23 protein-coding genes are annotated in these 21120 nt (G+C 64.1%); 16 read left to right on the forward strand and 7 right to left on the reverse strand.

Annotated features, from left to right (window positions below):
* Positions 1-249: 249 nt before the first annotated feature.
* Both RPS27_RS00005 and RPS27_RS00010 read right to left on the reverse strand, forming a co-directional pair.
* Positions 250-2217 (reverse strand): methyl-accepting chemotaxis protein, encoded by a 1968-nt coding sequence (locus tag RPS27_RS00005; protein ID WP_212067423.1) that lies wholly within the window; start codon positions 2215-2217, stop codon positions 250-252.
* Between the two features lie 168 nt (positions 2218-2385).
* Positions 2386-3351: a glyoxylate/hydroxypyruvate reductase A gene (locus RPS27_RS00010; RefSeq protein ID WP_212067422.1), complete on the reverse strand. Its 966-nt coding sequence runs from the start codon at positions 3349-3351 to the stop codon at positions 2386-2388.
* Between the two features lie 141 nt (positions 3352-3492).
* Between RPS27_RS00010 and RPS27_RS00015 the strand changes: the two genes are divergently transcribed.
* From RPS27_RS00015 to RPS27_RS00030, 4 genes are all read left to right on the forward strand, one after another.
* A complete protein-coding gene (locus RPS27_RS00015; RefSeq protein ID WP_194404359.1) occupies positions 3493-3861 on the forward strand; it encodes a YciI family protein in 369 nt (122 codons plus the stop codon).
* On the forward strand, positions 3858-5144 hold the full coding sequence (locus RPS27_RS00020) for an RNA polymerase sigma factor (RefSeq protein ID WP_212067421.1): 1287 nt from the start codon (positions 3858-3860) through the stop codon (positions 5142-5144). The genes RPS27_RS00015 and RPS27_RS00020 overlap by 4 nt, the downstream gene beginning before the upstream one ends.
* Positions 5145-5329: 185 nt before the next feature.
* A complete protein-coding gene (locus RPS27_RS00025; protein WP_212067420.1) occupies positions 5330-5869 on the forward strand; it encodes an SRPBCC family protein in 540 nt (179 codons plus the stop codon).
* A 30-nt stretch (positions 5870-5899) separates the two neighbouring features.
* Positions 5900-6313, forward strand: coding sequence for a VOC family protein (locus RPS27_RS00030; RefSeq protein ID WP_211415950.1), 414 nt, complete (start codon positions 5900-5902; stop codon positions 6311-6313).
* 122 nt (positions 6314-6435) lie between these two features.
* Here RPS27_RS00030 and RPS27_RS00035 read toward each other — a convergent pair whose 3' ends face one another.
* From RPS27_RS00035 to RPS27_RS00050, 4 genes are all read right to left on the reverse strand, one after another.
* Positions 6436-6807 carry a hypothetical protein gene (locus RPS27_RS00035; RefSeq protein ID WP_211415951.1) on the reverse strand — a complete coding sequence of 124 codons (372 nt, stop codon included), beginning with the start codon at positions 6805-6807 and terminating at the stop codon, positions 6436-6438.
* Between the two features lie 537 nt (positions 6808-7344).
* Positions 7345-7779 (reverse strand): hypothetical protein, encoded by a 435-nt coding sequence (locus RPS27_RS00040; protein WP_212067419.1) that lies wholly within the window; start codon positions 7777-7779, stop codon positions 7345-7347.
* Between the two features lie 113 nt (positions 7780-7892).
* Complete coding sequence (locus RPS27_RS00045) at positions 7893-8681, reverse strand: SDR family NAD(P)-dependent oxidoreductase (RefSeq protein ID WP_212067418.1); 789 nt, start codon at positions 8679-8681, stop codon at positions 7893-7895.
* Positions 8682-8870: 189 nt separating this feature from the next.
* Positions 8871-10535 (reverse strand): PAS domain-containing methyl-accepting chemotaxis protein, encoded by a 1665-nt coding sequence (locus RPS27_RS00050; protein WP_212067417.1) that lies wholly within the window; start codon positions 10533-10535, stop codon positions 8871-8873.
* Positions 10536-10854: 319 nt separating this feature from the next.
* Here RPS27_RS00050 and RPS27_RS00055 point away from each other — a divergent pair, with 319 nt between their 5' ends.
* The 7 genes from RPS27_RS00055 (at position 10855) to RPS27_RS00085 (ending at position 15682) form a co-directional block, all read left to right on the forward strand.
* Positions 10855-11220 (forward strand): nuclear transport factor 2 family protein, encoded by a 366-nt coding sequence (locus RPS27_RS00055; protein ID WP_212067416.1) that lies wholly within the window; start codon positions 10855-10857, stop codon positions 11218-11220.
* 110 nt (positions 11221-11330) lie between these two features.
* On the forward strand, positions 11331-11735 hold the full coding sequence (locus RPS27_RS00060) for a YciI family protein (protein WP_212067415.1): 405 nt from the start codon (positions 11331-11333) through the stop codon (positions 11733-11735).
* Between the two features lie 56 nt (positions 11736-11791).
* A complete protein-coding gene (locus tag RPS27_RS00065; RefSeq protein WP_211415955.1) occupies positions 11792-12157 on the forward strand; it encodes a YciI family protein in 366 nt (121 codons plus the stop codon).
* A 127-nt stretch (positions 12158-12284) separates the two neighbouring features.
* A complete protein-coding gene (locus RPS27_RS00070) occupies positions 12285-13025 on the forward strand; it encodes a TetR/AcrR family transcriptional regulator (RefSeq protein WP_212067414.1) in 741 nt (246 codons plus the stop codon).
* A gap of 118 nt (positions 13026-13143) precedes the next feature.
* Positions 13144-13629, forward strand: coding sequence for a DUF2852 domain-containing protein (locus RPS27_RS00075; RefSeq protein WP_194404347.1), 486 nt, complete (start codon positions 13144-13146; stop codon positions 13627-13629).
* A 351-nt stretch (positions 13630-13980) separates the two neighbouring features.
* Positions 13981-14874: a peptidoglycan-binding protein gene (locus RPS27_RS00080; protein ID WP_313753834.1), complete on the forward strand. Its 894-nt coding sequence runs from the start codon at positions 13981-13983 to the stop codon at positions 14872-14874.
* Between the two features lie 106 nt (positions 14875-14980).
* Entirely contained in the window at positions 14981-15682 is a 702-nt protein-coding gene (locus tag RPS27_RS00085) for a peptidoglycan-binding protein (RefSeq protein WP_212067411.1), read from the forward strand.
* A gap of 88 nt (positions 15683-15770) precedes the next feature.
* On the opposite strand, the gene RPS27_RS00090 is transcribed toward RPS27_RS00085, so the two are convergent.
* A complete protein-coding gene (locus RPS27_RS00090; RefSeq protein ID WP_212067410.1) occupies positions 15771-16934 on the reverse strand; it encodes an acyl-CoA desaturase in 1164 nt (387 codons plus the stop codon).
* 320 nt (positions 16935-17254) lie between these two features.
* Between RPS27_RS00090 and RPS27_RS00095 the strand changes: the two genes are divergently transcribed.
* The 5 genes from RPS27_RS00095 (at position 17255) to RPS27_RS00115 (ending at position 21114) form a co-directional block, all read left to right on the forward strand.
* A complete protein-coding gene (locus tag RPS27_RS00095) occupies positions 17255-18022 on the forward strand; it encodes a serine acetyltransferase (protein WP_212067409.1) in 768 nt (255 codons plus the stop codon).
* A 128-nt stretch (positions 18023-18150) separates the two neighbouring features.
* Complete coding sequence (locus RPS27_RS00100; RefSeq protein ID WP_194404342.1) at positions 18151-18408, forward strand: hypothetical protein; 258 nt, start codon at positions 18151-18153, stop codon at positions 18406-18408.
* Between the two features lie 533 nt (positions 18409-18941).
* Positions 18942-19658 carry a protein TolQ gene (gene tolQ / locus RPS27_RS00105; RefSeq protein WP_018641591.1) on the forward strand — a complete coding sequence of 239 codons (717 nt, stop codon included), beginning with the start codon at positions 18942-18944 and terminating at the stop codon, positions 19656-19658.
* 43 nt (positions 19659-19701) lie between these two features.
* Entirely contained in the window at positions 19702-20151 is a 450-nt protein-coding gene (tolR, locus tag RPS27_RS00110; protein WP_212067408.1) for a protein TolR, read from the forward strand.
* A 3-nt stretch (positions 20152-20154) separates the two neighbouring features.
* Positions 20155-21114, forward strand: a complete 960-nt coding sequence (locus RPS27_RS00115; protein WP_211415961.1) for a protein TolA — start codon at positions 20155-20157, stop codon at positions 21112-21114.
* Positions 21115-21120: the final 6 nt, after the last annotated feature.

A 21120-nucleotide genomic window follows, 5' to 3' on the forward strand; every position in this document is an offset into this window, starting at 1 on the left:
GTGCAACTGTTCAGGTTGATAGATGGAACGGGCGGGAGACCGAGCCGGCTCACGGCGTCAAGCGCCAAGGACCCAACGGCTTCCCGCCCACTCCACCATGACAGAATTTCGATACACAGGGACCCATACGCCGCAGCAGTCATTTGGCGAGGACACGGAGTCGCCACCTTGCGCCGCAACTTCTCCCTGTGGTTATGGGTCCCCGCGTTCGCGGGGACGACACTGAAGTCGCCGCGTTGGTTTCGTCCCCTACGCCGCGCGGATCTGCCCGAGGAAGCGATCCACCTCGTCGCGCAGCCGCTGCGACTGTTTCGACAGCTCGATCGCCGAACCCAGCACTTCCTCCGCCGCCGTGCCGGTGGCGGCGATGCCGTCGGTGACGCCCGCGATGTTTTGCGAGACCTCGCCGGTGCGGGCGGCGGCCTGTTGGACGTTCTGTGCGATCTCCTGTGTCGCCGTGCCCTGCTGGCCGACGGCAGCCGCAATCGCGGCGGAGATTTCGTCGACCTGCTGGATCGTCGCGCAGATCGACTGGATGCCGTCGACCGCGCCTGACGTCTCGCCCTGCACGGCCGTGACCTGTGCGCCGATCTCCTCGGTCGCCTTCGCCGTCTGCGTCGCCAGCGCCTTGACCTCGGAAGCGACCACGGCAAAGCCGCGGCCGGCTTCGCCCGCACGCGCCGCTTCGATGGTCGCGTTCAGCGCGAGCAGGTTGGTCTGGCCGGCGATGCCGTTGATGAAGGAGACGACGTCGCCGATCTTCTGTGCGGCTTCCGCCAGGCTCTGCACGCGTGCATTCGACTGCCGTCCGTCGTTGGCGGCCTTGCCGACGACCTCGGTCGCGTGGGCGAGGCGGCGGCTGATCTCGGTCATCGACGAGGACAGTTCCTCCGCCGCTGCGGCGACGGTCTGCACGTTCTCCGAGGCCAGTGTCGAGGCCGACGACACCGCGCGCGTCTGCTGCCTCGACTGCTCGACGATGGCCGACATCGAGCGGGCCGTATGCTCCATCTCGACCGCGGCCGAGGACACCGTGGTGACGACGTCGCGGATGCTGGCCTCGAAATTGTCGGCAAGCGCGGCGAAGGCGCGCCGCTTCTCCGCCTCCGACTTCGCCTTGGCTTCCAGCTGCTCGGCCTGGAGCTCGTTGAATCTCACGGCATTGTCGCGGAACACCGTGACCGCCTTCACCATCGCACCGACCTCGTCATTCGCCTTGCTGGCGGGAACGGCGACGTCGATGCGCCCGTCCGCAAGCTCGCGCATGACGGATGTGATGGCGAGGATCGGACGCGAGATGCTGCGGGCAATGAGATAGCCGACGATCGCGGCCAGCACGAGGCCGAGCGCGGCGATGCTGAAGGCAAGCAGCCAGGCGCGGTCGGCCGAGGCCACGTAATCGGCATTGTCCATCACCAGCTCGACGGCGCCGAGCGGCTTTCCGGAGAAATCCTTGATCGGTCCGAGCAGCGCGGCGACCGGAATGTTGTCGAGCTTGGCCTGTCTCACGGTGAAGTCGCCGGCGGTGGCGCGGCCGTAATCAGCCGCGTCGAAGAAGCTCTTGCCCTTCAGCGTGCCGCCGAACAGCTTGAAGGCCGAGCCGTCGGCCAGATGGAAGGCGATGTCGACGTGGCGGTTCGCCTTGAAATCGTCGAGGAAGGACTGGCCGAAGGTCAGGCCGAATTCGACCGTGCCCAGTTGCTTGCCCCCTTGCGCGATCGGCACCACGCCGCGGATGCCGAGCCCGGCGACGCCGCCTTCGAGGCCGACGACGACCTTGTGCTCCTGGTTGGCGACCAGAACGGTCTTGCGGAAGCCGGAGAGGTCGTCGCCGAATTTCGCGGGCTGGTGCACGCGCAGGAACGAGGTCGCCGGCGCCGTATGGAACTGGAACTGCTCGACACCGTATTCCGATTTTGTCGCGGCAAAGACCGGCCCGAACAGGGCCGTCAGGGCGCTGCGGTCCTGCTTGGCCATCGCATCCTGCGTCGCCGGCATCGCGGCCACGACCGTGCTCATGGCGGCCGCGCGGTGCGACTCTTCCGCGATCCGCGACAGCAGGGCATCGTAATGGCTGCGCAGCTCGCGCTGGTCGGCGCGATCGATGATCCCGGCGATGATCCACATCGCCCCGAGCACGGCAAACAGTGCCGTCGCCGCCGCCGTCACCGCGAGGGCAACCGTGATCCGCATCCTGAGACCGAGGCTCGCGCGCATATCCGACTCGTTCGTTGACCGTTGGTTAAGGACGCATATCAAGTTCTCGCTAAGAGAGGATGAACGGGATACCGCCGGAGCGCAGTGGTTGTGGGGAGAGATCGTCGGGGCAGGGCTGTCTGACCCACCTGGCATGAGGCGCGCGTGCCTCTTCCGGCCAGCTAAAGCCTAATACCCCCGCGTCCGGTCCACCACGTTGTCGAGCGCGCCGCCAGCCTCGAACCGTGCGATCTGCTCGGCGACATAGGCCGAGATCGCGTCCGCATCGGTGTCGGCTGCGTTGTGTGGCGTCAGCACCACCTTGGGGTGGGTCCAGAACCGGCTGTCCTGCGGCTGCGGCTCCTGCACGAAGACGTCGAGCGAGGCGGCGCCCAGCGTGCCGTCGTCGAGGCAGGCCAGGATGTCGGCCTCGTTCTGCAGGCCGCCGCGGCCGGCATTGATCAGCACGGGTGCGCCGAGCGGGCTGTTGCGGTTGAGCTTTGCGAAGACGTCGCGGTTGAGGATGCCGTTCGTCTCCGGCGTCAGCGGCAGCAGGCAGACCAGGATGTCGGTCTTGCGCAGGAACGCATCCATGCCCGTGGTGCCATGGAAGCATTCGACGCCGTCGATCGTGCGGGGGCTGCGGCTCCAGCCGGCGACACGGAAGCCGAGCCGCCGCAGCACGTCGGCGGCATCGGCCCCCAGCGTTCCCAGCCCCATGATGCCGACCGTCACGGCACTCGCCGGCCACTGATATTTCGGCTCCCAACGCTTCGCGCGCTGCGAAGCCCGCAAATAGGGCTCCTGGCGGTGGTGCATCAGCACGTGTAGCACGACATATTCGGTCATGCGGTTGGTGAGATCTGGCACGGCGACGCGGACCAGCGGCACGTCAGGCAGGCTCTTGTCCGCCATCAGCGCATCGACGCCGGCGCCCAGATTGAAGATGGCCCGCAGATTGGGAAACGCGCCGAGAGCGCCCGGCACCGGCTTCCACACCGCGGCATAGTGCACCTCGGCCGGGTCGAGCCCGGCATCCGGCAGCAGCACCACGCGACGGTCGCCGCAGACGGCGTCGAACCGGGCCTTCCAGCGCTCCGGCGACCAGTTCTGCTGCGTGCTGTTGATCAGGACGGCCAGGGTGCCCATGGTCATGCGAAGTGCCTCGTCAAAGTTCCGCTGGAGAAGGCCCTCCTTGGCACGATCTGCCTGATTTTTCCTGCAAATTTTTTCCGCAGTCCTGTCGGAGCGGGGCATATTGGCGCGTCTTTAGAACAGACGAGGAAAGTGCCGCCTATGCTTTATGCCATCCTTTGCTATCACGATGAGGACTTCGTCGGCTCCTGGAGCAAGGAGCAGGACGAAGCCGTGATGAAGAAGCTCGCCGTGGTGCAGGAGAAGCTCACCCAACAAGGCCGGCTCGGCCCGGTGGCGCGGCTGTTGCCGACCACGGCGGCGGCGACCTTGCGTAAGGAAGACCCGCCGCTGGTGCTCGACGGCCCCTATGCCGAGACCAAGGAGCAGTTGCTCGGCTTCTACATCGTCGATTGCAAGAATCTCGACGAGGCCCTCGACGTCGCCCGCGATCTCGGCGCCGTCAATCCGGGCGGCGCCTATGAGGTGCGCCCCGTGGGCGTGTTCAGGCCGGGAGGACTTTCGACGTGAGCGAAGCCGACACCGCCTGGATCGAGACTGCGCTGACCTCGGCGCGCCCCCAGGCGGTCGGCGCGCTGCTGCGCTATTTCCGGGACCTCGACACGGCCGAGGAGGCCTTCCAGAACGCGTGCCTGCGCGCGCTGAAGACCTGGCCGCAGAATGGGCCGCCGCGCGATCCCGCGGCCTGGCTGATCATGGTCGGCCGCAACGTCGCCATCGACGAGGTGCGGCGCACGCGCAGGCAGCAGCCGCTCCCTGAGGACGACCAGGCGATTTCCGATCTCGACGACGCCGAGGGGGCGCTCGCCGAGCGGCTCGACGGCTCGCATTACCGCGACGACATCTTGCGGCTGATGTTCATCTGCTGCCATCCGCAATTGCCGGCGACGCAGCAGATCGCGCTGGCGCTGCGCATCGTCTCGGGCCTGACCGTGAAGCAGATCGCGCGCGCCTTCCTGGTTTCGGACGCGGCGATGGAGCAGCGTATCACCCGTGCCAAGGCGAAGGTTGCCGAGGCGGGGACGCCGTTCGAAGCGCCCGGCGCGGTCGAGCGCTCCGAGAGGCTCGCCGGTGTCGCGGCGATGATCTATTTGATCTTCAACGAGGGCTATTCGGCGAGCGGCGACACCGCCGAGATCCGCAAGCCGCTCTGCGAGGAGGCGATCCGGCTGGCACGGCTGCTGCTGCGGCTGTTTCCGAGCGAGCCGGAGATCATGGGGCTCACCGCGCTCATCTTGCTGCAGCATGCGCGCAGTGCCGCGCGCTTTGCCGCGGACGGCTCGCTGATCCTGCTGGACGATCAGGACCGTTCACTGTGGAACGGGACCATGATCGCGGAGGGGCTTGCCTTGATCGACAAGGCGATGCGCCATCGCCGCAGCGGGCCGTACCAGATCCAGGCTGCGATCGCCGCGCTGCATGCCCGCGCGGCGGCACCGGAAGAGACCGACTGGGCGCAGATCGACCTGCTCTACGGCGCGCTCGAGGTCGTGCAGCCCTCGCCGGTGGTGACGCTCAACCGCGCAGTCGCGGTCTCCAAGGTGCGAGGGCCGCAAGCCGCGCTCGATTTGATCGAGCCGCTGGCCCCCAAGCTCGCCAATTACTTCCATTTCTACGGCGTCCGCGGCGCCTTCCTGATGCAGCTCGGCCGCAACGACGAAGCCCGCATCGCCTTCGACCGCGCCATTGCCCTGGCCAACACATCCGCGGAAGCCGCCCATATCCGCATGCATCTCGATCGCCTGATCCGGGACAGCCAGCCGAAGGCAAAGGAAACTGCGAAGGCGAAATAGGGGCGCCTCGTCATTCCAAGGCGATGCGAAGCATCGGACCCGGAATCTCGAGATTCTCAGGGGCGTAATTGCGCACCGGAGACTGGTCCTTCGGACCGTTCCGAAATGACGATCAAAAAACATTCCATCAATTGTCGGCTCCAGCCCTCCCGTTTCGTCCTTTGCCCGTATCCACGGAGCCATCCATGCTGAAAGCCATTGCCATCATCGCCATCGTGCTCGCGGTCGGAATCGCGGGCGTCCTCGTCTTCGCATTGACAAAACCCGACACCTTCCGGGTCGAGCGCAGCCTCGCGGTGAAGGCGCCGGCCGGTGCGATCTACCCGCAGGTTGCCGATTTCCACCGCTGGACCGGTTGGTCCCCCTATGAGAACCGCGATCCCGCCATGAAGCGCAGCTTCGGTGGACCTGAGGAAGGCAAGGGCGCGACCTATGCCTGGGACGGCAACAACAATGTCGGCGCCGGCCGCATGGAGATCCTCGAGGCGAACGGGCCGTCCAAGCTTCGCATCCAGCTCGATTTCGAGCGGCCTTTCGAAGGTCACAACACCGCCGAGTTCACCTTTGTGCCGCAAGGCGATGCCACTCTGGTCACATGGGCGATGTACGGTCCGGCTCCGTTCATGTCCAAGATCATGCAGGTGTTCATCAACATGGACAGCATGATCGGCAAGGATTTCGAGGCCGGTCTCGTCAGCCTCAAGAAGCTGGCCGAGAAACAATAAACCTCACTGTAAACGAAGAGGAGAGAAACGATGCTCAATGCCTATCTGTTCTATCAGGACAATTGCGAAGCCGCGTTCAACTTCTACGCCAAGGTTCTCGGCGGCAAGATCGATGCGATGATGCGCGCCTCGGAGGCGCCGCCCGACATGCCCGCCGCGCCAGGCCGCGAGAAGACGATCATGCATGCGCGGATGTCGCTGCCCGACGGCAGCGTGCTGATGGCCTCCGACGCTCCGCCGGAGCATTTTCACAAGCCGCAGGGCTTCTCGATTTCGCTCACGGTCAAGGATCCCGCCGATGGCGAGCGCAAGTTCAACGCGCTCGCCGACGGTGGCAGCGTCACCATGCCGTTCAGCAAGACCTTCTGGGCCAAGGGCTTCGGCATGTGCGTCGACAAGTTCGGCATTCCCTGGATGGTGAACTGTCCGGCGGAAGGCATGTGACGCGCGCATGTTTGGTTGAGTTGGAAATCCCCTCTCTCCAAATGCTGCGGGAGAGGGGACACAGGGGAGCCGTCACAGGGCGCAAGCGTCGTTCCGTCACGCGCCGATCGGCCGATTCCCTTTTAGCGGATTGATCCGGTCACCTCCTCGCCTTGCGGCGAGGGTTGCACGCAGCGAGGGCAGATGACGAGTTTGGTGCCGAGCTGCCTGTCGTTCTCCGCTTCGATCTCGTCGTGGACCGCCCACCACGCCTCGGAGTAGGGCCGCAAGGTGCCGAGCACGCGTTCCCGTTCCTGATTTGGATCGCTCGCCGCAGGCGTGGGACTCGCTGCTTGCCGCTTCGCGCTATGAGGGCGGCTCTTGTTGGCGGCGCTCTTGTTGGGGTCTTGGCCAAGACCATCCCACGCGATCGGACGACGCTCCTGCGCCGGCGCGACTGCACATCCGAGCAGCGCTGTGCAGAAGGTGAGCAAGATGAAGCCGTGTCGCAGCATGCCGGACCCAAAGTTCGCGCAATGCGCACGCTCCGCCAGGGAACTCGCATCGCGTCGGTGAAATGGAACTTAAGGCAAACGAGTTGGCCGGCATGGCCGCGGAATGAACACAACGAGTCGCATCACTTTGCGGGAGCAGTGAGGCCGCTTCGTGAAACCGTGCGGACTGCATCGCACAACAATTGACGCAATATTGGGCTGTGATGTGCACGTCAGAATCGCTATTGGTGACTCATAAAATCTAAAAAGCTGGGGTGGACGTCACTCGTGGAAGGGGAGCGACCGATGGCGGCGGCGCTACAGATCAATTTTGCCCTGTGGGGGATGCTTATCTGCGTCAGCATGAAGCTGGGGCCGGTGATCCAGACTCTTTATTGAAGGCAGCCAAGCGTGATGGCGTAGCAGACCTGGTGCGCACATTCGGTGCGAGCACAGGGAACCTGCCGTATGGCCTCGCGCCAGCCAAGCCACATGCCATTGGTGTGACGCGGTTCACACAACTCGTTCACGTCGCATGCAAGGCGGTTGCCACACTCGTCAGCGGCAGCGCGGATAGATCGCGGCGAGATCACGCCCCTTGAGCAGGAGCAGCCGCGAGGTGAGGCCACCGCGGCGGCTGATCCAGTCGCGGACCGGGCCGGGATAGGCGGCAAGCACAGCGACCGATGCTTCCGGCTCGGCATAAAAGCGCCCGCGCCGGTCCACCGAACGTGCTGCGTGGAAGCCCAGCACGGCGCGCTTGGTGACGCAGATGCGTTCCTCCGGCACGATGCTCAGCACCAGCGTGCAGGCAGACAGGCAGGGACCGTCGATCACGACGCGCTCGCCGCTCTCGCGCACCTTCTCGAACAAATCGAGGAACGGTCCGACCTGTCCGCCCGGAGATTGGATGATGCGGATTTCGGCGGCGGCCGGCGAAATCGCAAGAAGTGCCGATGCGAGCATCAGGGCTTTGACGAAAGCGCGTCGCATGGAGCACTCCACAAGCTCGGTTTCGTAAGGGTGGGCAAAGCGCGCCGTGTCCACCAATGTCACGTGGTGGATACGGCGCTCACGCGCCGTTACCCACCTTACAATTTTCGTACCTACCCGTTCCGCCTTTGACCGCGCAGCGTCGGCAGGCCGATCCCGGCCGCATCGAAGCCGCCATCAACGGCCAAAATTTGGCCGGTGATGTAGCTCGCATTTGCCGAGCACAGGAAGTAGATCGCTTCCGCGAGCTCCTCCTCCAGGCCGTAACGGTTGAGCGGGATGGCGTCGTGATAGTCCGCGCGGATCTCCTTGGTGTGCACCTGCTTGGCCATCGCGGTGTCGACCGGCCCCGGCGCGACCGCGTTGACGCGGATGTTGAGAGAGGCGAGCTCGACCGCGAGCTGCTTGGTCAGGTGTGCGAGTCCGGCCTTGCTGGTGCCGTAGGCCGAGCGCAGCGTCGAGGCGCGCACCGCCGAGATCGAGGTGATGTTGACGATGGCGCCGCCATGGCCCTCGCGCATCAAGGGCACGGCCGCCTTGGTGCAGAGGAAGGGGCCGGTGAGATTGACCTCGAGCACGCGGCGCCAATCGGTCTCGGATGTCTCCATCAGCGGTGCGAACACGGCAATGCCGGCATTGTTGACCAGCGCATCCAACCGGCCGAACCGCCGCTCGATCGCCGTCATCGCATCGCTCACGGCAGCTGCGTCGGAGACGTCGCAGGTCAGCGCCAGCGTCACCTCGTTTTGGTCGATCCCGGCGACCGCCCGGCCGAGCAACTCGCCCTCGATGTCGAGCAGCGCCACACGCCAGCCCTCGGCCAGGAACTTCTTCGCGGTCGCAAGTCCGATGCCGCGCGCGGCTCCGGTGACGAGGGCGACTTTTTGCGGGGAGGCGGGCATGGGCGATTTGTCCTGTGTCGAAATACGGGCGCGCGTGAGCAGCCGCTCCTTTTACTGTGCTTCGGTATCGATGAGGAAGAGCTTATGGCGCTGGAGCGGCGCGCTCACGCTTGAACCGTCCCCCTGCGGTGGCCACTTTTTCAGAGGCCCCCGAAGGAGGACAGGACTAAAAACAGCGGAGACGACGCCCTATGACAGCTCTGCCGACGCGCGCTGCATGTTGGCCGACATGTCGGAGGTCACGATGCTCTGCTCCTCGACCGCGGCGGCGGTGGAGGCGATGAACTCGTTGACGCCGGCGATCGCAACCTTGATCGCGCTGAGCGAGCTCGCGACGTCGCCGGAGATGGTGTTCAACGCGTCGATCTCGGAGGTGATCGTGTCGGTCGCGCGCTTGGCCTGGCCGGCGAGGTTCTTCACCTCGGAAGCGACCACTGCAAAGCCTCGCCCGGCTTCGCCCGCTCGCGCCGATTCGATCGTGGCGTTGAGTGCGAGCAGGTTGATCTGGCTGGTGATGCCCGAAATCATGTCAACAATGCCGCTCATGGCGTGGGCGGCCGTGGCCAGTTTCTGCGCCTGGTTATCCGCCGATTCGACTCTCGTGGTCGCGACCTTGGAGGTCTCCCGCGACTTCGCCATGGTCTCGGAGATTTCGCGGATCGAGGCGCTCATCTGCTCGCTGCCGGCGGCAACCGCCTCGATCAGTCCGCGGGCATTGTCGGCCTTCTTGCGGCCGATCGCCTGCGCGGTGATGTCGGTGGCGTATTTCACCACCTTGTAGGGCTTGCCGTTGAGGTCCAAGATCGGATTGTATGATGCCTGGATCCAGATCTCGCGGCCGCCCTTTGCGATCCGCTTGTATTCGGCGGCCTGGTATTCGCCGCGGTTGAGCGTCTCCCAGAACTGGCGGTAGGCGGCCGAGTTCTTCTCGTTTGGCTCGACGAACATCGCGTGGTGCTGGCCCTTGATCTCGGCCAGCGCATAGCCCATCGCCTTCAGGAAGTTCTCGTTGGCGGTGCGGATCGTGCCGTCCATGTTGAACTCGATCACCGCTTGCGATTTCTCAATTGCGGCGAGCTGGCCGTCATTGTCGGCCGCCTTCATCTTCTGCGCGGTGACGTCGGTCGCGAACTTCACAACCTTGAACGGCTTGCCGGCTTCGTCGAGGATCGGATTGTAGGTGGCGATGATCCAGATCTCCTTGCCGCCCTTGCCCAGCCGCTTGTATTCGGCCGCCTCGAACTCGCCGCGGTTCAGCTTGGCCCAGAACGCGGCATAGGCCGCACTCGCGCGGTCCTCGGGCGTCACGAACATGCTGTGATGCTTGCCCTTGATCTCGTCGAGCGAGTAGCCCATCGCGGCAAGGAAATTCTCGTTGGCGGTGACGATGGTGCCGTCCATGTTGAACTCGATCACGGCCTGGGCGCGATTGATCGCGGCGATCTTGCCGGAATCCTCCATGGTCTTGATCTTGTACGCCGTGATGTCGGTGGCGAACTTGATGAAGCTGATGACCTTGCCGTTCTCGTCGCGCAGCGGCGCATAGGAGGCGTGGATCCAGACCTCCTTGCCGCCCTTGCCGAAACGCTTGTATTGCGTGGTCTGGAATTCGCCGCGGTTCAGGCTGGCCCAGAAGTCGCGGTAGCGCGCGCTGTCGCGCTCGATCGGGCTGACGAAGATGCTGTGATGCTTGCCCTTGATCTCGGCCAGCGTGTAGCCGCTCATCTTGAGCAGGTTCTCATTGGCATCGAGGATGGTGCCGTCGAGACCGAATTCGATCACGGCCTGTGACCGGTCGAGTGCCTCGACCTCCGCGATCGCGTGTCTGATCTTCTTGCTCTGGAAATTAAACACGTTGGCTCCGCAATGCTCGGGAACGAATCGGCAGATCGAATACCGTTATCCCGAACTGAAAATTGCAGGCTCTTCTTGATCATCTGTAAACCATGCTCAACCTCCGCCGGTTCCGCAATTCGATGTGCGTTCGGTCCAACCCCTTCAACTAACGGGTGTTTCTGATCTGTATGCACGGCGGAGTTCATAACTCGGACCCGCACTTTTACGGAGGCCCAGGAGAAATATTTTTCGCGTCGCGTGACCGCGCACGGCCGGCGGTGTCGGCAGGCTCAGGCGTGAACCGTCTTTATAGGATGTTTGTCTGCGGAGACGATTGATGCCCGACGACCATGAACGCCTGATCCGAGACCTATTCGCCGCCTATCTCGCCAACGACCGGCCGCGGGTTGCCGACGCGTTGGCCGACGATTTCCGCTTCACCAGCCCGTTTGACAGCGATCTCGACAAGGCGACCTATTTCGAGCGCTGCTGGGGCGACAGCGGCTGGATCGCGCGCCATGACATCGAGCGCATCTTCGTCCGGGGCGAGGAGGCCTTCGTCACTTATCTCTGCCTTGCGACGGATGGCCGGAGTTTTCGCAACACGGAGTTCTTCACCTTCGCAGCCGGCAAGGTCCGGCGCATTGAGGTCTATTTCGGCGCTGCCCGAAAGGAAGGTCGGTTCCTGCCGCAGCCGCGCTGAGGCTCCTCGAATTAATTTCACTCTCGTGTCGGTTCCACGAGGGGCCGTTCGTCTTGAAGGCGAGCGCGACCCGGGCGGGAGCCCGGCAGGACGAACAACGAGGAAACTCCATGCGATTCATGATGCTGATGATCCCGCTCGGTTACGAGACCGCGCCGCCGGACGTGCAGCTCGATCCCGAGCGGGTCGCGGCGATGATGCGCTACAATGAGGCGCTGAAGGACGCCGGCGTGTTGATCACGCTCGACGGTCTGCATCCGCCGTCGATGGGCGCGCGGGTGTCGTTTGCGACCGGCGAGCCCATCGTCACCGACGGCCCGTTCGCCGAGGCCAAGGAAGTCCTCGGCGGGTATTGGATGATCGAGGTGGCCTCGCGGGCGGAGGCGATCGCCTGGGCAAAGCGGTGTCCGGCCTCGCCGAACGAAATCATCGAGATCCGGCAGGTGCAGGAGATGGCCGACTTTCCGCCTGACGTGCAGGCCGCTGCCGCCGGTTTTGGCGACCTGAAGACATAGCCCGCATTGGCCGCGACGAGATCGCGGCCGTCACGATATCAACAAGGGAGAGACCGATGAGCACCGAACACAGATTCCTCGCCATTTACCTCGGCAGCATGAGTGGCGAGAAGATGAAGGCCTGGCATGCGATGCCCGAGGCGGAACGGAAGGCAAAGGAGCGCGAGGGCATGGCCGCCTGGCACGGCTGGGTCGAGAAGCACAAGGATGTCATCGTCGAGCTGGGCGGCCCGCTCGGCAAGACCCGCAGGATCGACGGCCGCGGCATCTCCGAGATCAGCAATGCACTGACCGGTTTCACGGTGGTACGCGCCGCCTCGCAGGAGGAAGCCGCAAAACTGTTCGAGAACCATCCGCATTTTGCGATCTTCCCGGGCGAGGCGATCGAAGTCATGCCCGTGCTGCCGATTCCGCAGATGTAGCTGCGGACGAGGCCCAATTCCGGGCGATGTCGTCGCTCCGGCCCGGCATCGCCGTGGAAGCACGGGGGTAATCACGCCCAATTCCCGCTAGTGACCTTCACCGCCGGCTCATGTAAAAGTCGTTCACATGAGCTGGCGCAAGGAGCAGCGCCGCGCCGAGCGCGGCTATCATCACGGCAATCTGAAGGAAGCACTTCTGCAGGCCGCTCTCGGGCTGATCGCCGAGAAGGGTGCGGCCGGCTTCACCTTCGCCGATGCCGCGCGCATGGCCGGCGTCAGCGCCGCGGCGCCCTATCGGCATTTCCGAGACCGCGAAGAGCTGTTGTCCTCGATCGCCCAGCGCGGTTTCGAGCAGTTCGAGGCGCGCCTGACCGCGGCCTGGGACGACGGGCGGCCCGACACGGTCACCGCATTCGAGCGCGTCGGCAGGGCCTATCTTGCTTTCGCCCGCGAGGAGCCCGCCTTCTACAACGCGATGTTCGAGTCCGGTCTGCCGGTCGATGCCAATCCGGCGCTGCAGGCCGCGAGCGAGCGCGCTTTCAACATCATTCGCGCCGCGGCCGAGCGGCTCGCGGCGCTGGCGCCGCCCGGCATGCCCCGACCGCCGGCGATGATGATGGCCCTGCACATCTGGTCGATGGCGCACGGCGTCGCCTCGCTGTTCTCCCGTGGCGACGCCGCGCGACGAAAACTGCCGATGTCGCCGGACGAGTTGCTCGAAGCCGAGGTGTTGATCTATCTGCGCGGTCTCGGCTTCCCGACCGATCGCCGTCCGCCAGCCAAGAGCGCCGAGCCGCCGCCGGTGCCACCGGAGGCGTCCTCCGGTTCAGGCGTGCCGCCAGGCGGTCCTTGGGGCAAGCCGAAATAAGATTACGCAAATCATCACGCGGGCGTGTCTTGCAGCCAGCTTGACAAAATCCCGGGATGGTCTAGCTATGTAAATGTTATTTACATTCACAACGGCTGATGCCGTCATGGAGAAGGAAATGGCCTACACCGCTGATGTCAATCGCTGGCGCGGCCCTTCGGACCAAAACTACGAGCGCCCCCATATGCTCGATACGCCCTGGCATCCCGGCTGGATCGCCGTGACCATCCTCGGCTTCATCATCTGGTGGCCGATCGGACTTGCCCTTCTCTTTTTCACACTCGGGAGCAGAAGAATGTCGTGCTGGAGCCACCAGGATCGCTGGCAGAACAAGATGGAAAAGATGCAGTACAAGATGGACCGCATGCGCGGTCGCATGGAGCGCCGCGGCTTCGGCTTTGGCTTCGGCCCGCCGTCCTCCGGCAACCGCGCCTTCGACGAATACCGCTCTGAGACGCTGCAGCGCCTCGAAGAGGAGCAGGTCGAGTTCAGGAACTTCCTCGACCGTCTGCGTCACGCCAAGGACAAGGAAGAGTTCGACCAGTTCATGGCGCAGCACAAGACGCGTCCGACCCCGCCGCCGACCGATCAGCAGCAGGGCTGACCTTCAAGCCTGACATCTCTCAAAGCCTTCAGGCGCATGCCCCCAAAGTCCTGATGGCCCCGAGCCGCCCGTCTGCGCAACCCGCAGGCGGGCGGTTTGGTTTGAGGATCTGCTTTCGATTCTCCGTGCGCGAAGAGGAGGGGCGGAGTTCGGACGACATCCGGACGGCGGGTTGTAGTTGCGCGCGACAGCAACCGTAATCATTGGCCGGGCAACCACCTCTCATGCCGCCGACTGCGGCGATCCGGCTCGCCCCGAAATTGAATCAGCTCTTGCAACCAGAGGGTGCCACGCGTAACCTCGGGGCGTTTCATGCGATGATATTTGACTGAATATTTCGGGAGTATTTTCGTGCGGATCGTATCGATCGTTCGGAAAGTGGCCCCTCGCTGCTATCCCAATTATCTCAAGGCCTTTGAAGACGGCGACGACATCTTCGACCGCTTCAAGATCAACACACCCCTGCGCATCTCGCACTTCCTCGCCCAGGCGCTCTACGAGACGGGCCGCGGTACGGTCCTGTTCGAGAACCTCAAATACAAGACGGCAGCGCGCCTCCTCGAGATTTTCGGCGTCGGCAATCACACCGCGGCCATCCGCCCCGACGAGGTCGATCAGTATCTCAACAATGATCGCGCTCTGGCCGAGCGCGTCTACGGGCTGGGGAATCCAAAGAAGGCGAAGGAGCTCGGCAACACCAAGCCCGGAGACGGGTACAAATATCGCGGCGGCGGCCTGATGCAGACGACGGGCGGCGCCAACTATCTGCGCATGGGCAAACTTGCAGGCGTGGATTTCTACAATGATCCGGACCTGATCGTCGCACCCGAAGCATCTCTCCTTCCCGCGCTTCACGAATGGAACGAGGGAGGACTGAACGCCTACGCGGATCAGAACGATATCCGCACGATCACGCGCATCATCAACGGCGGCTACAACGGCCTCAGCGGTCGCACGGAGCTGTTCGAAACCGTGTGGAGCGCAATCGGCAAGAGCGGCGCCAACCAGGTGGCCTGGAAAGCCGCGGCTACTTCGGATGAAACGCGCGAGCTTCAGGAGGCCCTGAACGATCTTGGGGTCGACCCGGCGCTTGTCGTGGACGGACGATATGGTCCTGCCACCGAGAAGGCCGTCACGTGGTTTCAACGCCAGGCCAAGATACCGGTCGATGGAAATGCCGGCATGGTCACGCTGGCGGCGCTGAAGCTCCGCTTGAACGCAAGGACTGCTTCAGAGCGCGCTTGAGCGCTCGTCGCCTTTGACATGCGAGCTTCGCCGGAGCTTCGCAGATGGATGTCTCGATATTGAGGGCCGAACTTTAGCGAATTTGATCACGCAGAAGGGAAATAGCATGACCGACGGCGAAAAGATGCTGAAGCTGGCCGAGTCCCGCATCGGCGAGAAATACGTCAACGTCTGCGTGCCGAAGAACAACAAGAACTGGCACGGTCCATGGGACTGTGCGGAGTTCATGTCCTGGCTGGTGTATCAGGTCGGCGGATCCCTGTACGGCTGCGTCGACGACAACGGCAATCCCGCAACGGTCGAGGCCTACACCGGCGCCTGGAAGAGCGATTCACAGAGACTCGGAAAGCGTGTTCCGTGGCAGAAGGCAGCTGCAACGGTCGGAGGCATTCTGCTTCGCTACCCGCCCGGGCCCGGCATGATGGGACACATCGTCGTATGTGACGGCGAGGGAGGCACCGTGGAGGCGATGGGCTCGGCCTATGGCGTCCGTCGCGGCAAGGTGTCGGGCCGGAATTGGGATACGGGCGTCTTTCTCCCAAACTTCACATACGGGAAGGCCGGTGAAGATCTCGATGTGGCCGAGCCGACCCAGCTCTATGCGCTCGGGCGCCCGGGCATGAAGGCGTCCGTGGTTCGCGATATTCAGCGCGCCCTGAAGGAGCTGGGGTTCAATCCGGGGCCGATCGGCGGTGAATATAACGACCTGACGGTGGCGGCGGTCGCGGCGTTTCAGGCGACCAAGGGACTCGTCGTCGACGGCCAGGTCGGGCCTCAGACGGCAAGGCGGTTGAAGGTCGAGCTCTAGGGTTGGCGCAGTTCTTTCAGTTGCCGGCGCGTACGACGCACGCGCCGGCAGCAGCACCGGCACCGAGCTGCTTCACCTGAGAAACGCTTCAGCGCACCGTCACGAGCTGCGACCGAACCGAAGCCAGGAAGTGCTCGTAGGCGTGATCAACGATCTCGTTGAGCGATCGCGTCCGCGCGAAGATCGCCTTGGCCTCCGTGAGAAACTCTTCGCGGGTCGGTATCTTCGGCAGATGCAGGTGGGTCAGCGCGTCCACCCCGTCATGCGCACGATTGAGGATGTCGTGCAACGTCGGCAATTGCAGCTGTGCGAGGTCGGCGCGGTGCAGCGCCGACGAGATCGCGTGCGCCAGAGCCTGTGCATCGAACCGTCCGGCCAGCTCGCGGGCGGCGCGATTGATCACCCGGGCGCCGAGCGGCTGCTCGTTGCGTAGCACCTGTTCGGGCGGTGCCTTCATGTCCCAGACGATTCCGAACCACGACAGCATTGTCAGGACGTAATAGGTGACGTCGATCTCCCACCAGCGAAAGCCCTGTCGCACGCTGCTCTGGTAGGCGTGATGATTGTTGTGCCAGCCCTCGCCCATGGTGAGGAGCGCAAGCAGCCAGTTGTTGCGGGAATCATCGCCGGTCACATAGCGCTTGCGTCCGTGAACGTGGGCGAGCGAATTGATGCAGAAGGTCGCGTGATAGACCAGCACCGTGCTCCACAGGAAGCCGACCACCAGGCCCGACCATCCCCCAACCAGGAAGCAGAGTCCTGCAAGCACGAAGGCCGGCAGCAGCTCCAGCCGATGCAGCCACAACAGCTCCGGATAGGCCGTGAGATCGCCGACCTTCACGAGGTCGGTCGCATCGTGTTCGCGATAGAAGATCCAGCCGACATGGCTGTACAGGAAGCCGCGTTGACGCGGCGAATGCACGTCCAGCTCGGTGTCGGAATGCAGATGATGGTGGCGATGCTTGGCGGCCCACCACAACACGCTCTTCTGGGCAGTGCTCTGCGCAAGGCAGGCCAGAATGAACTGAAACACCCGGCCGGTGGCAAAAGCCTTATGCGAGAAATAGCGGTGGTAGCCTGCCCCGATGGCAAACATGCGCACGACATACAGTGAAACGCAGATCGCCAGGGCTTGCCAGGTGACGCCAGTCCAGATGGCGGCAAAGCAGCCGAGATGAACCAGCACGAACGGTATGGCGGAGGGGTACATGACGTCGTCGTGGTGGTCGTCGGCGGGCGCGTTAGGCGACATGTCTTGGCGTGACCTCAGGTAACGGGGATCCGGGATTCGTGTCGGCAGCGTTGCGAGCCGCCGGGTACGAAAAACCCGCGGATGGCGGACCACCGCGGGGTTGAACCAGCTGCTTGACGTGGGCAGTCCCGGCCAAAGCAGCGTCGGCCGGACATTCGACGGACTATATGGGCGTGGATGCCTGGCATGCAAGCTCGTAGCCTCACGGGGAGCTGCGGCATGGTGCTCGGGTCGCGCGCCGTGCTCGCGGCGTGGCGAGCGGGCTGCCTACGGCCTATATTTCGAGATGTGAAGCAAGTACCCAAGCACCGGAGGCGGCGATGACGCCAGCTGTGACCGCGACGAAAGATCGCCTCTGGCAGAAGATTCGCGACGAGGCGCAGCGTGCGCTTGCATCCGATCCCGTCTTCGGCAAGTCGCTGGCCGAGACCGTCCTCGTGCATGAGAGTCTTGCCGCGGCTCTCGCCGATCTGATCGGGCGCAGGCTTGGCGGCAACCTCGCCGAGCAGGCGCGCTTCGCAGCGTTTGCCCGCAACGCGTTTCACGCCTCGCCGGAACTGATCGAAGCTGCGGGCCGCGACTTGCAGGCCATCGTGCGCAGCGATCCCGCCATCAGCGGTCTGTTGGCGCCGCTGCTGCATTTCAAGGGCTATGTCGCGTTGCAGGCCTGGCGCGTCTCGAACTGGCTCTGGCGCCATGACCAGCGCGATGCCGCGCTCTTGTTTCAGAACGAGGCGTCGAACGTCCTGCAGGTCAGCATTCATCCGGCCGCCAGCATCGGCTCGTCCGTCTATCTCGATCACGCCACGGGCATCGTGATCGGCGCCGATGTCGTGATCGGCGACGAGGTCACGATCCTGCAGAATGTCAGCATCGGCCGCAGCCACGAGCTGCCGCCGCGCTCGCCGCGCATCGGCCGCCATGTCTTCATCGGCGCCGGCGCGACCATTCTGGGCGATATCCGGATCGGTGACTTCGCCAGGATCGGCGCCGATACGGTCGTGACCTCCGACGTTCCCGGCGGCTGCACCGCGGTCGGAAATCCCGCGCGATTGACCAACTGCCCCGAGCCCGTCTCGGCGGCCTGACACGCCTCCAATGGCGACGTCGCGGTCCCGGTGCCCGTCTGAAAACGTGCGCCCCATAGAACCTGGTCGCGACGAGATCCGACCAAGCCGCAACGGCGCCTTTTTCGCCTGTGCCGACGGGTAGGGCCATGACCATTGCTGAATGCAAGGAGACCAGGCAGCGCATCGCTCTGTTCGCGCGTGCCTCAGACCGGTTCGAGCGGTTCGGGTGCTGGCTGCCGCTCGCGATTGCATTCCTCAATGGATGGCCGACAGAGGTCAAAACCTATCAGGAGTTCGTAGACGGCGGTGCCTGGCACCTCTTTCTCAGCGGCGCCCTCTATCAACTCGCCGCCTTCGCGCTCAGGCGTGCGGTCTCATTCGCCGAAGCGGGTCTTGACCCGTGATCCTGCTGCGCGATTTCACCCTCTTCGGCCTGCCCGTGCTGATCGCCGCTGGCGGCTGGGTGTATGCGTTCAGCCTGCGCCGGCAGCGCCGCCTGTAACCCCGGGCCACGTCGCCGCTATTGGCGGAAAGTGATTTTCGGGACAATTTTCCGGGGTGGGCGTGGTTCCTCGGGTCGAACCGGGACAAGGGCCAGGCCTGCCCACCCCCCAACCGCCTGCGCCGCCTACCTTTCCCGCGGCCTAATTCACCTCTGGTAACCCGGCATTAACCAACGCCGGGCTCTGGTAAGGGCGGACAGTCGCGCCCAAAGCCCGCAGCCGAGCCCCGTCAAGGCCCGGGGCCAAAGGCCCATAGTTTTGACATCTTGGCAGGGAATGCAGACGGCCGCTTTGGATGAGCCCCTGCACCCCAGAAAGACAAGGCTTTGAGCGGGCTTGCCGGCCGCGCCGGTTCTGACGCGGCCCATTGGGGAACCGGCAGCCATTTGCTGGCCGGCACATCGGGTAACGATCGCCTTGAGAGGATACTGCTTATGAATCCGGCCGACGTGGCTCAGTCAGCCCTTCCGGTTGCCGCTTCCGCGGACGTGTCGCTGATCGCTCTGTTCTGGCAGGCTCACTGGATCGTGAAAGCGGTGATGCTGGGACTTCTGTCCTGCTCGGTCTGGGTCTGGGCGATCGCCATCGACAAGATCTTCCTGTTTGCCCGCACCCGCCGCTCGATGGACCGGTTCGAGCAGGCGTTCTGGTCCGGCGAGTCGATCGAGGAGCTCTATCGCACGCTCTCCGCCAAGCCGACGCATTCGATGGCGGCCTGTTTCGTCGCGGCGATGCGCGAGTGGAAGCGCTCGTTCGAGAGCCACGCCCGCTCGGTCGCGGGCCTGCAGATGCGTATCGACAAGGTCATGAACGTCTCGATCGCGCGCGAGGTCGAGCGGCTGGAGCGCCGCCTGCTGGTGCTCGCGACGGTCGGCTCCGCCGGCCCCTTCGTCGGCCTGTTCGGCACGGTCTGGGGCATCATGTCGAGCTTCCAGTCGATCGCGGCGTCGAAAAATACCTCTCTGGCGGTGGTGGCGCCTGGCATCGCGGAGGCGCTGTTTGCGACCGCCGTCGGCCTTATCGCCGCCATTCCTGCCACTATCTTCTACAATAAGTTCACGTCCGAGGTGAACCGGCAGGCCCAGCGGCTGGAGGGCTTCGCTGATGAATTTTCCGCCATTCTGTCGCGTCAGATCGACGAGCGGGGCTGACGGGCGGCATGTATAGTGTGAAGGGCAATTTGGGCACGCGATCATGGCGATGAACGTTGCGAGTTCGTCCGGCGGCGGCGGGCGCCGAGGCCGGCGCAAGCCGGTCGTGGCCGAGATCAACGTCACGCCGATGGTCGACGTGATGCTGGTGCTGCTCATCATCTTCATGGTGTCGGCGCCGATGCTGACGGTCGGCGTGCCGCTCGACCTGCCGCAGACCCGGGCCAAGAGCCTCGAAAACAACGACCAGAAGCCGATCCAGATGTCGGTCGACATCAAGGGCAAGGTGTTCATCAACGATGCCGAGATCGCGATCAACGAACTGATACCCAAGCTGAAGGCGATCACGGACGCGCGCGGCGGGCTCGAGGAGCGCATCTATCTGCGCGCCGACAAGAAGGCGGATTACGGCACGGTGGCCAAGGTGATGGGCCTGCTGTCCGGCGCCGGTTTCAAGAAGCTCGCCCTCGTCACGGAAGCGGATCAGGGGTAAGCCGTGAAGGTGAACGTCGACAAGACACTCGTTGCGTCGATTGCCCTCCACGTCCTCGTGCTGGGATGGGGGCTCGTCACCTTCAGCAGCAAGGCCTACATCGCGCCGGAAGAGTCGCTGCCGGTCGACATCATCTCCACCGATCAGCTCGCCAAGATGATGGCGGGACAGAAGACCGGCAAGAAGGAAGAGCCCAAGCCGAAGGTCGAGAAGATCGCGGAGCCGAAGCCCGAGGAAGACGCGGTCGGCAAGGTCACCGAGAAGAAAGAGCTGATCAAGACCAATTCGCAGCCGGAGCCGCCGCCGAAGCCCGTCGAGAAGCCGGTGGAGAAGAAGCCCGAGCCGCCGAAGCCCGTGGCTGAGGCGAAGCCGAAGGAAGAGCCGAAGCCGCAGGAAAAGAAGCCTGACCCGGCCAAGGAAGATCCGATCGCCGAATTGCAGAAGAAGCTGGAGACGAAGAAGCCGCCGCCGAAGCCCGTGGAGCAGAAGGTCGCGGCGGTGCAGCCGCAGCAGCAGCCGAAGCCCAAGGAACGCAGCTTCGATCCCGCGCAGATCCAGCGCGATCTCGACAAGCGCGCTGCGACCCGGCACGAGCAGACCGGCTCGGCGCTGAATGCGTCAGCCTCGCTGGGGGCAGCGACAGGGACTTCCGCCAACAACGTTGCGACCTGGCAAGGCGCCTTCCAGGGCGCCGTCAAGCGCTGCTTCACGCCGACCTATAATGGGCAGGACGCCAATCTCTACGAAGCCGACATCGACATTCCCATGAAGGTCGATGGCTCGCTCGCCTCCGAGCCCATCATCGTCGCGGTGCGAGGGCCCTCGCGGTCGATCGCCCAGGCGGTCGCCGAGAGCGCCAAGCGCGCCATCGTGCAGTGCCAGGTCTATTCGTTCCTGCCGAAGCAGCAGTACGACAGCTGGAAGCTCATCCCGATGACTTTCGGCCTGAAAGATATGTTGTGACATCCG

Source organism: Bradyrhizobium sp. WYCCWR 12699, from assembly GCF_032144035.1.
Classification (GTDB): Bacteria; Pseudomonadota; Alphaproteobacteria; order Rhizobiales; family Xanthobacteraceae; genus Bradyrhizobium.